The 13,283-nt window shown below is 65.9% G+C and carries 11 protein-coding genes; 3 read left to right on the top strand and 8 right to left on the bottom strand.

Going from position 1 to position 13,283, the window contains the following annotated elements; genetic code table 11:
* Positions 1 to 4: 4 nt before the first annotated feature.
* Genes pcaF through JHL16_RS28995 form a run of 6 tightly spaced genes read right to left on the bottom strand, consistent with a single transcriptional unit; the run spans position 5 to position 6,317 of the window.
* On the bottom strand, positions 5 to 1,210 hold the full coding sequence (pcaF, locus tag JHL16_RS28970) for a 3-oxoadipyl-CoA thiolase (RefSeq protein ID WP_200188355.1): 1,206 nt from the start codon (positions 1,208 to 1,210) through the stop codon (positions 5 to 7).
* Positions 1,203 to 2,468: a CaiB/BaiF CoA transferase family protein gene (locus tag JHL16_RS28975; RefSeq protein ID WP_200188356.1), complete on the bottom strand. Its 1,266-nt coding sequence runs from the start codon at positions 2,466 to 2,468 to the stop codon at positions 1,203 to 1,205. Before JHL16_RS28975 ends, pcaF begins: the two co-directional genes overlap by 8 nt.
* A 20-nt stretch (positions 2,469 to 2,488) precedes the next feature.
* Complete coding sequence (locus JHL16_RS28980; RefSeq protein WP_200188357.1) at positions 2,489 to 3,499, bottom strand: ABC transporter ATP-binding protein; 1,011 nt, start codon at positions 3,497 to 3,499, stop codon at positions 2,489 to 2,491.
* Entirely contained in the window at positions 3,496 to 4,467 is a 972-nt protein-coding gene (locus JHL16_RS28985) for an ABC transporter ATP-binding protein (RefSeq protein ID WP_200188358.1), read from the bottom strand. Before JHL16_RS28985 ends, JHL16_RS28980 begins: the two co-directional genes overlap by 4 nt.
* A complete protein-coding gene (locus JHL16_RS28990) occupies positions 4,464 to 5,300 on the bottom strand; it encodes an ABC transporter permease (protein ID WP_200188359.1) in 837 nt (278 codons plus the stop codon). The genes JHL16_RS28985 and JHL16_RS28990 overlap by 4 nt, the downstream gene beginning before the upstream one ends.
* A gap of 3 nt (positions 5,301 to 5,303) precedes the next feature.
* Positions 5,304 to 6,317, bottom strand: coding sequence for an ABC transporter permease subunit (locus JHL16_RS28995; protein WP_200188360.1), 1,014 nt, complete (start codon positions 6,315 to 6,317; stop codon positions 5,304 to 5,306).
* 182 nt (positions 6,318 to 6,499) lie between these two features.
* On the opposite strand from JHL16_RS28995, the gene JHL16_RS29000 reads away from it, so the two are divergent.
* Positions 6,500 to 7,372 (top strand): IclR family transcriptional regulator, encoded by an 873-nt coding sequence (locus JHL16_RS29000; RefSeq protein ID WP_200188361.1) that lies wholly within the window; start codon positions 6,500 to 6,502, stop codon positions 7,370 to 7,372.
* Positions 7,341 to 8,588, top strand: a complete 1,248-nt coding sequence (locus JHL16_RS29005) for an acetoin dehydrogenase dihydrolipoyllysine-residue acetyltransferase subunit (RefSeq protein ID WP_200188362.1) — start codon at positions 7,341 to 7,343, stop codon at positions 8,586 to 8,588. Before JHL16_RS29000 ends, JHL16_RS29005 begins: the two co-directional genes overlap by 32 nt.
* Here the strand turns inward: JHL16_RS29005 and JHL16_RS29010 are convergent.
* Both JHL16_RS29010 and JHL16_RS29015 read right to left on the bottom strand, forming a co-directional pair.
* Complete coding sequence (locus tag JHL16_RS29010) at positions 8,585 to 9,835, bottom strand: four-carbon acid sugar kinase family protein (protein ID WP_200188363.1); 1,251 nt, start codon at positions 9,833 to 9,835, stop codon at positions 8,585 to 8,587. The genes JHL16_RS29005 and JHL16_RS29010 overlap by 4 nt on opposite strands.
* 8 nt (positions 9,836 to 9,843) lie before the next feature.
* Entirely contained in the window at positions 9,844 to 10,983 is a 1,140-nt protein-coding gene (locus tag JHL16_RS29015; RefSeq protein WP_200188364.1) for an acyl-CoA dehydrogenase family protein, read from the bottom strand.
* 126 nt (positions 10,984 to 11,109) lie between these two features.
* On the opposite strand from JHL16_RS29015, the gene JHL16_RS29020 reads away from it, so the two are divergent.
* A complete protein-coding gene (locus tag JHL16_RS29020) occupies positions 11,110 to 13,281 on the top strand; it encodes a thiamine pyrophosphate-dependent enzyme (RefSeq protein WP_200188365.1) in 2,172 nt (723 codons plus the stop codon).
* The last annotated feature ends 2 nt before the right edge of the window (positions 13,282 to 13,283 follow it).

Below are 13,283 nucleotides of genomic sequence, written 5' to 3' on the forward strand. Positions count from 1 at the left end.
ATTATCAGACCCGTTCAAGAATGAGGGCGATGCCCTGGCCGACGCCGATGCACATGGTGCACAGCGCATAATGGCCGCCGCGGCGATGCAGCTCGTTCACGGCAGTCAGGGCCAGACGGGCGCCACTGGCGCCGAGCGGATGGCCGATGGCGATGGCACCGCCATTGGCGTTCACATGCGGCGCGTCATCCGGCAGACCGAGGCCGCGCAAAACCGCGAGCGCTTGCGCCGCGAAGGCCTCGTTGAGCTCGATGACATCCATCTGGTCGAGCGTGAGGCCGGTCCGCTGCAACAGCTTGCGGATCGCCGGCACCGGGCCATACCCCATGATGCGCGGCTCGAGACCGGCGACCGCCATGCCGACGACACGGGCGCGCGGGGTGAGTCCGAGCGATTTCGCCATGGCGCCTGAGGCCAACAGAAGTGCCGCGGCGCCGTCATTGACGCCGGATGCATTGCCCGCGGTGACGGTGAGATCCGGTGCGTTGATGCCTTTCAGCTTGGTGAGCTGGTCCAGGCGGGTGTCCGGTCGCGGATGCTCGTCGGTGGTGATGACAATGGGCTCGCCCTTCTTCTGCGGCAAGGTGACCGGCGCGATCTCGGCATCGAAACGCCGCTCGGCCTGGGCCGCTGCCCAGCGCTGCTGGCTGCGCAATGCGAAAGCATCCTGATCGGCGCGGGCGATGCCGAAATCCGCCGCGACATTGTCCGCGGTCTCCGGCATGGAGTCGACGCCGTAAAGCGCCTTCATGCGGGGATTGACGAAACGCCAGCCGATGGTGGTGTCATGAATGGACGCGGCGCGTGAAAAGGCCGTTTCCGCCTTTCCCATCACGAAGGGCGCGCGGGTCATGCTCTCGACGCCGCCGGCGATCATCAGGTCACATTCGCCCGCGCGGATCGCCCGCGCGGCGGTTCCCACCGCATCGAGGCCCGAGCCGCAGAGGCGGTTGAGGGTGACACCCGGAACGGTTGCCGGCAGTCCGGCCAGAAGGGCGGCCATACGCGCGACATTGCGATTGTCCTCGCCCGCCTGGTTGGCGCAGCCGAGGATGACATCGTCGAGCTTCGTCCAGTCAAGACCGGCATGACGCTCCTTGAGGGCCGCCAAGGGAAGTGCGGCCAGATCATCCGCCCTGACCGAAGCAAGGGCGCCGCCATAACGGCCGAAGGGCGTGCGCAGGCCATCGATGACAAAGGCTTCATTCATGCGGCACACTCCTCACCAGCTCATGCCGCGGCGCCGGCGACATGCTGTCGCGACAGGCGATGACGCCCGACGCAGCGAGTTTGTCGATCGCGGGGTCGTCCAATCCGAGGACATCCCGCAAGATAATGCGCGTATCCTCGCCGAGCATCGGTGGCGCCTTGGCCTGATGTGTACTTTGCGCGGCGAGGCCGTGGGCCGGGCGGATGAGGGCAATGGTACCAAGCTCGGGATGCTCGAGCTTCTGGATCACGCCGCGCTCGATGACCGTCGAGCTCTGCAGCGCCTCGGCCACCGTCTTGACCCGGCCCGCCGGGACGCTGGCCTTGTGGCAGGCATCGAGCCAATATTCGCAGGAGCGTTGCCGCATTATATCCGCAAGCAGCGGCAGAAGCGCCTCGCGGTTCAGGGCGCGCTGGTGCGAGGACGTGAAACGCGGATCGCGCGCAAGGTCCGGGCGGTCGATCACCTGCTCGCAGAAGTCGATGAACATGCGGTCATTGCCGACCGCGAGAGCGAAAACACCGTCGTCGGTGTCGAAGACCTGATAGGGCACGACGGTCGGATGCGCGTTGCCGTAGCGCACCGGCTCCACCCCGGCATTGAGATAACCGGTGCCGATATTGATCAGCATGTTGAGCGTCGAGTCAAGCAGGGCGACGTCGATATACTGGCCGCGGCCGGTGTCGCGCCGCTGATAGAGCGCCGCCAGGATGGATTGGGTGGCGATCATGCCCGCCACGACGTCGGTGAAGGCGACGCCCAGACGGTTCGGCGGTCCGTCGACCTGACCGGTGATCGACATGAGACCGCTTTCGGCCTGCATGATGAAGTCGTAACCCGGACGGTCGCGCTCCGGGCCCGTCTGTCCATAGCCCGAGATCGAGCAATAGATGACACCGGGATTGAGCTTGCGGACCTGCTCATAGCCGATGCCGAGACGCTCGCTGGTGCCGGCGCGGAAATTCTCCACCACGATATCGGCTTTGGCCGCGAGATCGAGCACGATCTGGCGGCCTTCCGGCGCCTTCAGGTCAAGGGCGATGCTGTGCTTGCCGCGATTGGCGCAGAGATAATAGGTGCTGACGCCCTTGTAATTGGGCACCGACCAGGCGCGCGTATCGTCGCCGCCCTTGATGTTCTCGATCTTCCAGACATCGGCGCCGAGATCGGCAAGGCTCATGGTCGCCCATGGGCCGGCCAACACGCGCGTCAGATCGAGCACGCGGAGGCCGGCAAGAGGCAAGCTAGTTTCAGTCATTCAATTCTCCCAGCCTCAAATCAGCCATTGGCCGACAGGCTCGTGTCGAGGGCGTTCGGAAAGTGGCAGGCGACCAGATGGCCGTCCTGGCGATCGGTGAGAACGGGCTCCACTTGCGCGCAAAGGGGCTGCGCGATGGGGCAGCGGGTGCGGAAACGGCAGCCGGAGGGCGGATTGATCGGGCTCGGCAGGTCGCCCTTGAGCACGATGCGCGAACGCTTCCTTTCGCGTTCCGGGTCGGCCAGCGGAACCGCCGACATCAGCGCCTGCGTATAGGGATGCATCGGGGCGGAATAGAGCTGCCGCTTGGCGGCGATCTCGACGATCTTGCCGAGATACATCACCGCGACGCGGTCGGAGATATGCTGGACGACCGACAGATCATGCGCGATGAACACATAAGCGGTGCCGAAATCGCGCTGGATGTCCTTGAGGAGATTGAGCACGCCCGCCTGGACCGACACGTCGAGAGCCGACACCGGCTCATCCAGCACCAGAAGCTCGGGCTTGAGCGCCAGAGCACGCGCGATGACCACGCGCTGGCGCTGGCCGCCGGAAAGCTCATGCGGATAACGCTGGCCATGCTCGGGGTTCAAGCGCACCAGCTCCAGCATCTCGGCGACGCGCGCCTTGCGCTCAGGCCCTGACAGATCGCTGATCCGCAAAGGCTCGGCGATATTGTCGGCCACGCGCATGCGCGGATGGAGCGATGCGTAAGGATCCTGGAAGACGAGCTGGATCTTGCGGCGCAGCCGGCGCATCTCAGGCGCGCTGACCTCATTGATATTGAGCCCGCGGAAAAGCGTTTCACCGCCGCTCGGCTCGATGAGCCTGAGGATGCAGCGGCCGAGCGTGGACTTGCCGCAGCCCGATTCACCGACGAGGCCCAAAGTCTCGCCCGCTTTCACATCGAAGGAGACGCCGGCGACCGCCGTCACCTCGGCGATCCGGCGCGCCACCAGCAAGCCGCCGGTGATGGCGAAACGTTTGGTCAGGTCCCTGACCGACAGAAGGGGCTCCTGCGCAGTCATGCCGAACGTCCGAAATGACAAGCGACCCCATGATCGCCGAAGGTTTCGAGCACCGGCGCCGTCTCGCTGCAGATGGCCTGGGCCTGCGGGCAGCGCGGATGGAAAGCGCAGCCACCGGGAAGCTTGCCGAGCGGCGGCGGCGCGCCGTCGATCGAGAACAGCCGCTCCTTCTCTACGAGCATGTTGGGGATCGAGGCGATGAGGCCGCGTGTATAGGGATGGCTTGGGCGCTTGAAAAGATCATCGACGCCCGCCTCCTCCACCACCTCGCCCGAATAGACGACGGCGACGCGATCGGCATGGCCGGCCAGCACGCCGAGATCATGGGTGATCAAAATGAGCCCGAGATTCAGCCGCTTCTGCAGGTCGGCGAGAACATCCATGATCTGCGCCTGGACGGTGACGTCGAGCGCCGTGGTGGGCTCGTCGGCGATGAGCAGATCGGGATCATTGGCCACCGCCATGGCGATCATCACACGCTGGCGCATGCCGCCCGAGAATTCATGCGGGAACTGCGCGACGCGGCGGTCAGGCTGAGGAATGGCCACGAGCTCGAGCAAGGCAATGGCGCGGTCCATCGCCTGCTTCTTCGAGACGGCGGGATTATGCAGCAGGATGGTCTCGGCGATCTGCGCGCCGACCGTCATTACCGGATTCAGCGACGACAGCGGGTCCTGGAAGATCATGGCGATGCGCGAGCCGCGCAGCTGGCGCAGCTCATGGCGCGGCATGCCGATGAGCTCGCGTCCCTGGAAGCGGGCTGAGCCCCGGACCCTGGCCGTCTTGGCCTGCAATCCCAACGCAGCGAGCACGCCGACCGATTTGCCGGATCCCGACTCACCGACAATGCCCAGCACCTCGCCATGATCGACATGGAAGCCGATGCCGCGCACCGCCTCGAAATATTCGCCGTCGCGCGCGAAGGCGACGCGGAGGTCCTGAACGGCGAAGAGCGGTTGCCGGGTCATTTCGACTTCGGATCGAAATAGTCGTGCAACCCGTCCCCGATGAAGTTGAAGCCGAGCACGATGGTCAGGATGGCGAGGCCGGGGCCCAAGGCCACCCACCAGGAATAGAATTGTGCCGCGCCGTCCGAGATCATCGAGCCCCATTCGGGCGTCGGCGGCGTCGCGCCAAGGCCGATGAAGCTCAGCGAGGCGGCGAGCAGGATGACCTGGCCCAGATCCATGGTCGCGGAGATGAGCACCGGGGTCCAGCACAGCGGCAGGATATGTTTGGTGAGAACGCGAGAATCACTGGCCCCCGACGCCACCGCGGCTTCGACATGCTCGCGCTCGCGCACCTCCAGCACCTGGGCCCGCATCAGCCGCGCATAAACGGGCCACCAGACAATGACCATCGCCACCGCGGCATTTTCGAGCCCCGGCCCCAGCGAGGCGGCGACGGCCATGGCGAGCAGCATCGGCGGAAAGGACAAGGTCACATCGACGAGACGCATGATCGCGGCGCCGATTATGCCGCCGATGAAGCCCGAAATAGCGCCAAGCGTGGCGCCGATTGCGACGGACAGAGCGACCACGATCACCGCGATGGGCAACGAGTGGAAAGCGCCATAGAGCGTCCGGCTCAGCACGTCGCGGCCGAGCGCGTCGGTTCCAAGCCAATGGGCCCAGCTCGGCGCCTGCAGGCGGCGGCCGGCCATTTCCAACGGATCATAGGGGCTCAGCACCGGTGCCAATACCGTAACCACGAGCCAGAACAGGATGATGACAGCGCCGATTGTCAGAGGCAGCGTGAGCCAGCTCGGGCGGCGGATCGGCGTGATGGAGAGAGCGGTCATGACCTATCCCAGCCTCACGCGCGGATTGGCGATGACATAAGCGATGTCGGTGATGAGATTGGTCAGCAGAAAAACGACGCCGCCGACGATGGTCACGCCGATGATGGCGGGCATGTCCAGCCCGCGCGCGGCATCCACCGCATAGGAGCCCATGCCGGGCCAGGAGAAGACCGTCTCGGTGAGAATAGCGCCGGTCAGCAGATAGGCGAAGGAATAGCCGATCACCGTGAGGGTCGGCACCAGCGTGTTGCGCAAGGCGTGGCGGACGACAACACGGAATTCTCCGGCACCCTTGGCGCGCGCCGTCAGGATGAATTCGCGGTCGAGGACTTCCAGCATGTTGGCGCGGACGAGGCGCGAGATCGTGCCGGCGACGGCCCAGCCCAGCACGAAGGCCGGCAGAATCAAGTGCCAGAGCGCATCGAAGAAAAGTCTGATCTTGCCCGCAAGCAGCGTATCGATGGTCATGAAGCCGGTCACCATCGCCGGCAAGTCGGCGCGCGGATCGATGCGGCCGGGACCCGGCAATATCCCCCATTTCACCGAGAAGACATAAAGCAAAGCGAGGCCCAGCCAGAAGACCGGGATGGACGATCCGAACAGCGCGAAGAACCGCGCCAGATGATCGATGCCGGTGTTGTGGAAATACGCGGCAAGGACGCCCAGCGTGATGCCGATCGTGGTTCCGACGAGCATCGCGGCGATGACGAGCTCCAACGTGGCCGGCAGCCGGAAGAGCACATCCTGAGCAACCGGACGCCGTGTGATGAAGGATGTGCCGAGATCGCCGCTGAGAAGATTGCCGACATAGATGAGATAGCGCTCCGGCAGGCTGCGATCGAGGCCCCAGCGCGCCTTCGCGGCCGCCACGGCTTCGGGATCGTTCATCTGGCGGTCCGACACGATGGCGGTCAGCGGGTCACCCTTGGTGACCGTGGTCAAAAGAAAGGCGAGCGTGACGATGCCGAGCACGAGAAAGGGCATCGCAATCAGCCGTCTTAAGATATAGCGGGCCACGCACCAGTCCTTCCTGCCTGATTTCACCCTCTTCTGACGCCATGGGCACTCACGGGGTGTCGAGTTAGTATTGACAACAGCGGGGGCTGCCGTCAACATAAATGAAATTAAATTCCATTTCTAGATTGTCGGCTTGCGCGTGGATGCGGGCGCGGCGTCCGGCATCAGGAGAATAAGTCGACATGCGCAAAAGAACCAAGCCGATGGACGGGAGCGATGGCGGCGAAGCCAGCAGCTCGGCCGCCTCGCTGACGCGCGGGCTGGAGATCCTGCGCGCCTTCACCGCCGACGACGCCTCGCTCGGCAATCAGGATCTGATCGAAAGGACGGGACTTCCGAAAGCCACGATCTCGCGCCTGACCTATACGCTCGCCAGCCTGGGTTATCTGCATTACGACCCGGTGCTCGGCCGCTACAGCATCGGCCCGGCGACCGTGTCGCTCGGCTATTCGGCCTTGAGCACTAATCCGGTGATCCATATCGCGCATCCGCTGATGCAGTCCCTCGCCGACAAGACCGGCGCCGCGGTCGCGCTCGGCGCGCGCGACGGCCTGGAAATGGTGTATCTCGCCAATTGCCGGTCGATGTCGCCCGTCTCCTTGCGGCTCAATGTCGGCTCGCGCCTGCCGATCTATCGCACCGCGATGGGGCTCGCTTATCTGGCCGAGACCGAGCCGGACCTGCGCGCATCCATCATCGCCGATCTCATCAAGGCGGAGCCCGACAAAAAGACGACGCTGCCGCGGCTCGTCGACGAGGCGGTGACGAGCTACCGCCGGCAAGGCTTCGTCGCCGCCTTCGGCATGTGGCACAGCTATATCAATGCGGTCGGCGTCGCCTTCCGGCCGACCGACGGCTCGCCGCTCGTCGCGATCACCTGCGGCGGCATCGTCGATATCGTCCCTAAGGATCTGTGCCTCAAAAGCGTCGGGCCTGATCTCGTGCGCCTTGTCCAGGATCTTCGCGCCGGCCTCGCCGGCCAGTCCGATACCACCGCGTCCGCCGGCTCCAGGAGAACCGAGAATGCCCGTCAACGTCCTCTTTCCAAAGGTTAGCCTGGAGGCGGCCAGCGGCCGCATCGCGCGCTGGTGCGTCGGCGATGGCGACGCGGTCACGGCCGGACAGGTGTTGTTCGAAATCGACAATGACAAGGCGGCCGTCGAGGTCGAATCGCCCGGCACCGGCGTCATCCGCACTCTCACGGGGGCGGAGACAGAGGTCGATGTCGGTGCGGAAGTCGCGCGCATCTATGCATCCGGCGAAACTGTCGCCAGCGCGCCAGCCAAGACGGTCGAGAGCGTGATCGCGGCGGCGCCGGCGATCAGCGCGCCATCCGTTCCCACGTCAACATCGCGCAAAGGCCCCAATCCCACCCCGCTGGCCCGCCGCATCGCGCGCGAGCGCGGCGTGTCGCTCGAAGGCCTCAGCGGCTCAGGCCCCGGCGGACGTATCCAGCGCAAGGATGTGCTCGCCCGCCTCGCCGCGCCGGCCGTGCCGGATGCGGCCAAGGAGCGGCCGCTGCACGCGGTATGGCTGCGTCGCGGCTCGGGCGTGCCGGTGGTGATGCTGCATGGCTTCAGCGCCGACCACAATAATTGGCGCGGTCTTTTCGCCGGCGGGCGCAGCGACTGGCCGGCGCTGGCGATCGACCTGCCCGGCCACGGACAATCGCCGCGCGCGATCCCCGACCATCTGGACGAGATCGCCGAACTCGTCGAAGCGACGCTCGCGGCAGAGCAGGTTGGCCCCGCGGTGCTCGCCGGCCATTCTTTCGGCGGCGCGCTGGCGGTCAGGCTGGCGCACCGGGCGCGGCTCGACATTCGCGGCCTCTGCCTCTTCGCTCCCGGTGGACTCGGCCCTGAGATCAATGGCCCGTTCACCGAGGGGATTCTCAGAGCCAAGGCGCCGGAGAGCCTGCGCCCGTGGCTCGAGCTCCTGGTGCATGACCCGGCAGCGATTTCGGACGCGTTCCTGCGCGCCGTGATGCAGCAGCGCAGCGACGATGGGCTGATGGCGGCGATGCGGGCTTTCGCCGGCCGGTTCTTTCCGGACGGCACGCAGAGCCTGTCGGTGCGCGCCGAGCTGGCGAGGCTGCCGCATCTCGTGCGCGTGGTGTTCGGCCGGCAGGACCGCATCCTGCCCTTCGCGGCGACGACCGGCTTGCCGGGCAATGTCGCTTTGCATGCGCTCGATGCCTGCGGGCACGTGCCCCATATCGAACATCCCGAGCTCGCCTTGCGCATTCTCAGTGAAGTCTGGCGCGCGGCTTAACGCATCACTTCCAGCGCCCGCAGCAGAACGTCATCGGCGCCGAGCTTGCCGGGCTTGAGATAGAGCGAGAGCGGATCCGGACCATCGGTGACGCAGAAGCCGGTGCCGAGCGGTCCTTCCGGCAAAGCGCGCACCGAGGCGATGCCGAGCGCGGTCACCACCGCGCCGGAGGTCTCGCCGCCCGCCACCACCAGGCGCTTCACGCCGCGCTCACGTAGGCCCATGGCAATCGAACCGAGAAGAAACTCGGCCAGGCGCGCCGCACCGGTCGGCCCGAGCGCTCCTTGCGTGCGACCGACGCCTTGCTGATCGGTCGCGGTCGAGATGGCGAAGGGCTGCATGCCGATCAGCGGCGCCGCCCAGTCGAGCGCCGCGGCGATCGCCACCGCCTCACCGCGCGGATCGAGAAGATCGAGCGTCAGCACCGGATGGACCGCCCCAAAGGCCGCGAGTTGGCTCAGAATGACGGGACCGACGGTGCCGGCCAGCACCGCGGCGGGACCGGCGCCGAAAGGCGGCAGCGGCGGTGCGGCGGGCGCACCGCGCGCGAGCCTCTCGGCATAAGCGATGATCAAGGGATCGCTGGCGGCAAGGATGGCGGGCCGCGCCGCCGCGAGATCGGCCGCGATCTCGACGTCATCGTCGTCGGTCGTATCGAAGAGGACATGCCCTGCCCCGTCAGCCTTGAGCGCGTCGACCGCGGCCCATGCCGCATCGCGCCCACGCCGCAGCGTCGCATGCGGCACGAGGCCGATACGGTGTGGCGTCTGGAGCGCGAGAAAACGGACGAGGTCGGGATCTGGCATCGGCGTCAGCGGATCGAAACGTTTGATCGATTCCGACACGAGGCGACCGCGATAGAAGAGATAACCCTGATGCACGGTCGAACCGAAACGCGGGAAGCCGGCGCTCATCAGCACCGGCCGCAGTCCTTGCAGATCGGCCAGCAGGTCGGCGGCCGGGCCGATATTGCCTTCCGCGGTCGAATCGAAACTGGCGCAGGCTTTGTAAGCGAGGCGCGTAAAGCCCGCGGCCAGGAAAGCCTCCGCCATGCGTTTCACTTGCGTCAGCGCCTCCGGCACCGGAACCGTGCGCGTCCGCGTTCCGGCGATGATGACGGGCGCAGCGCCGGTGACGGCCAGGGAATCGAACACCACGGGGCAATGAATTCCGGCGGCCTCGAGATAACCCGCCACCATGAGGGCGCCGGTGAAATCATCCGCGATGATGCCGAGCTTATCGCTCATGTATCCTCTCAGCCGTTGAGCAGCTCGCGCGCGATGATGATCTGCTGGATCTGCGAGGTGCCTTCATACAGGCGAAACAGCCGGACATCACGGTAGAAATGCTCGACCGGATAGGCCTGCATATAACCGGCGCCGCCATGGATCTGCACCGCCCGGTCGGCGACGCGGCCGACCATTTCCGAGCAGAAGAGCTTGGCGCTCGCCGCATGCTGCACGATGCGCTCGCCGGCATCAAAGCGCCGCGCGGTCTCGACGACCATGGCGCGGCCGGCAAAGGCTTCCGTCGCGCTGTCGGCCAGCATGGCCTGGATCAGCTGATGCTCGCCGATCGGCTTGCCGAACTGCACACGCGTGCGCGCGAAGCTGACGGACTCGTCGCACAGGCGCTCGGCCGCCCCGGTGCAGACCGCGGCGATATGGAGGCGGCCGCGATTGAGCACCTTCATCGCAGTCTTGAAGCCCTTGCCCTCGACGCCGCCAATGACGGCAACGGCCGGCACGCGGCAATTGTCGAAGATCACATCGCAGGTGCGCGTGCCGCGCTGTCCCATCTTCTTGTCGACCGGGCCGAGGCTGAGGCCAATGCTGTCACGCGGAACGACGAAAGCGCTTATGCCGCCCGGCCCCGGCCCGCCGGTCCGCGCCATGACGGTGAAGACATCGGCGACCGGCGCATTGGTGATGTAACGCTTGGTGCCGTTCAGCACATAGTGATCGCCGTCGCGGACGGCCGCGGTCCTGACCGATCCGGCGTCCGATCCGACATCCGGCTCGGTCAAGGCGAAGGATCCGATGACCGCGCCGCTCGCCATAAGCGGCAGCCAGTATTGCTTCTGCGCCTCGGTGCCGTCGACGATGATCCCTTGCGAGCCGATGCCGTTATTCGTCCCGATCACCGAACGGAAAGCCGGCGATGCATAGCCGAGCTCGAAGGCGACCATGACCTCTTCCTCCATGGTCAAACCGAGGCCGCCATAGGCTTCCGGGATCGACATGCCGAACAGTCCCAGCGCGCGCATCTCGGCGACCAGCTCGGCGGGAATTGCGTTGTCGTCCTCGACGCGCGCCTCGGCCGGCAGCAGCCGCTCACGCACGAAGCGGCGCACCGTCGCGGTCAAGGTGCTCAGCACGTCGCTGTCCCTGATCATTCAGAACCTTTCCGAAAATTTCTATTGCATCCCGAGGCTGGCACAGTTTAGTCTGCCCTTCAATCAAAATTGGAATTTATTTCCAGAAATGCGCGGAGGGCTCCACCTCCCGTCCAGGAGGCCAGGGTGCGTCAGACTCCGCTTTCTCCCGCAGCGACTTGGGTTCGCCTCGAACTCGATGACGCCGACTGGGGCAATGAAAAAGCGCAGGACCTCATTCACTGGTACGGCCAGATGCTGCTGATCCGCCGCTTCGAGGAAAAGCTGCTCGAGCTGGAGAAAGTCGGGCTGATCCATGGCCCGGCCCATGCCAGCATCGGCCAGGAAGCTGGCGCCGTCGGCGCCATGTCGGTGCTCCGCGCCGGCGACAAGATCAACGGCACGCACCGCGCCCATCACCAAGTTCTGATGAAGCTGGTGAACGCCGAAATGCCGGCCGGCTTCGACATCCTGAGCGACGCCTTCACCGCCGGCATGGATGACGCGATCCACCGCTTCATGGCGGAGATCATGGGCCTCTCGCCCGGCTATTGCGGCGGCCGCGGCGGCTCGATGCATATGCGTTATGCCGATGCGGGCGTGGTCGGCACGTCGGCCATCGTCGGCGGCAACCCGCCGCATGCGGTCGGCTATGCGCTCGCCGACAAGATGCTCGGCCGCGACCAGGTCTCGGTCACCTTCTTCGGCGACGGCGCCGCCCAGAACGGCGCCAGCTACGAGGCGATGAATATCGCGGCCGCCCAGCGGCTGCCGGTGATCTTCTTCATCGAGAACAATCTCTATGGTGTGGCGACGCATATCTCGGACGTGACGCGCGAGACGCGCCTGTCGTCGCGGGGCGCCATGCTCGGCATCACCTCCTTCGAATGCGACGGCATGGATGTCGTCGCGGTGCACCGCGCCATGGCGGAAGCGCTCAAGGTCATCCGCGACGAGGGTGGCCCGGTGGTGATCGAAGCGATGTGCTACCGGCATTTCCATCAGTCGGGCAGCCGCAATGGCAGCGACTTCGGCTATCGCACGAAGGAAGAGGAAACCTCCTGGCGTGAGCGCGACCCCGTCGCCCTGGCCGAGGCGCGGCTCACGGCGCTTGGCCATCTGACCCTCAAGGACTTCGCCCATATCGACCAGGTGGTGACCGAGCGGGTCGCCGCCGCCGCGGCGCGTCTCACCGAACCGGTGCCGGGCGGCAATGCGCTGCGCATTCTCGAAAAGCTCTGGCCCGATCCCGCCACGCGCGACCACGGCATCGTCGGCAATCTCTCGGAGCTGAACGGCAAGCGTTTTCTCGATCATGCCGACTTGCGCAACCAGGCCGTCGAGAAGGTCAAATTCGTCACCGCCGCATCGGAGACTCTCGCCGCGGCGATGGAGCGCGATCCCACGATCATCGTGATGGGCGAGGACGTCCACCAGATGCGCGGCGGCGTCAGCGGCTTCACCAAGGGCGCGCTGGAACGCTGGCCGGGCCGCGTCCTGCCGATGCCGATCGCCGAAAACGGCTTTACCGGCGTGGCGCTGGGCGCGGCGCTCAACGGGCTGCGCCCGGTGGTCGAGATCATGTTCGGCGATTTCTGCTTCACCGCCGCCGACCAGATCGGCAATGGCGTCGGCAAGGTGCGCCACATGTTCGGCGACGGCTTTCCGGTGCCGATCGTCATGCGCGTGCGCGTCTCGCCGCATACCGGCTACGGCTCGCAGCATTCGACCGACCCCTCGGCGCTCTTCGGCCTGTTCCCCGGCTGGCGCATCGTCACGCCGGCGACGGCCTTCGACTATATCGGCCTCTTGAATTCGGCGCTCGCCTGCGACGACCCGGTCCTCGTCCTCGAGCATACCGAGCTCTATCAGCGCGAATTCGAGGTCCCCAAGGGCGACCGTGAATTCTGCATTCCGTTCGGCGCGGCGCGCATCGTGCGACCGGGCGCGGCCTGCACGGTCCTCACCAGCTCGGTGATGGTGCAGAATGCGGTCAAGGCAGCTGCGGATACCGGTGTCGACGCCGAGATCATCGATCTGCGCAATATCGATCGCCACGGCATCGACTGGGATCTGATCGGCGCCTCGATCGACAAGACCGGCCGTGTCGTCATCGCCGAGCAGACATCGCGCGGCATGAGCCTGGGCGCCAGCTGGGCGGCGGAGATCCAGGACCGTTACTTCGACTGTCTCGACCACGAAATCCTGCGCGTCACCGGAGGCCTGGCGGCGCCCACCGTCTCGGCCGTCCTCAACCGCGCAGCGCTCGCCTCGGCTGGCGATGTCAGCGAGGCACTTTTGAGAATTGCGGAACACTAACA

Origin of the sequence: Taklimakanibacter albus, assembly GCF_016595235.1 — a bacterium.
GTDB lineage: Bacteria > Pseudomonadota > Alphaproteobacteria > Rhizobiales > Aestuariivirgaceae > Taklimakanibacter > Taklimakanibacter albus.

What these genes read in the sequence shown, in the direction of transcription:
- JHL16_RS29005 (WP_200188362.1), top strand. Translation starts at nt 7,341, where the DNA reads ATGCCCGTCAACGTCCTCTTTCCAAAGGTTAGCCTGGAGGCGGCCAGC.
- JHL16_RS28975 (WP_200188356.1), bottom strand. Translation starts at nt 2,468, where the DNA reads ATGACTGAAACTAGCTTGCCTCTTGCCGGCCTCCGCGTGCTCGATCTG.
- JHL16_RS29010 (WP_200188363.1), bottom strand. Translation starts at nt 9,835, where the DNA reads ATGAGCGATAAGCTCGGCATCATCGCGGATGATTTCACCGGCGCCCTC.
- JHL16_RS28980 (WP_200188357.1), bottom strand. Translation starts at nt 3,499, where the DNA reads ATGACTGCGCAGGAGCCCCTTCTGTCGGTCAGGGACCTGACCAAACGT.
- JHL16_RS29015 (WP_200188364.1), bottom strand. Translation starts at nt 10,983, where the DNA reads ATGATCAGGGACAGCGACGTGCTGAGCACCTTGACCGCGACGGTGCGC.
- JHL16_RS28985 (WP_200188358.1), bottom strand. Translation starts at nt 4,467, where the DNA reads ATGACCCGGCAACCGCTCTTCGCCGTTCAGGACCTCCGCGTCGCCTTC.
- JHL16_RS29000 (WP_200188361.1), top strand. Translation starts at nt 6,500, where the DNA reads ATGCGCAAAAGAACCAAGCCGATGGACGGGAGCGATGGCGGCGAAGCC.
- pcaF (WP_200188355.1), bottom strand. Translation starts at nt 1,210, where the DNA reads ATGAATGAAGCCTTTGTCATCGATGGCCTGCGCACGCCCTTCGGCCGT.
- JHL16_RS28990 (WP_200188359.1), bottom strand. Translation starts at nt 5,300, where the DNA reads ATGACCGCTCTCTCCATCACGCCGATCCGCCGCCCGAGCTGGCTCACG.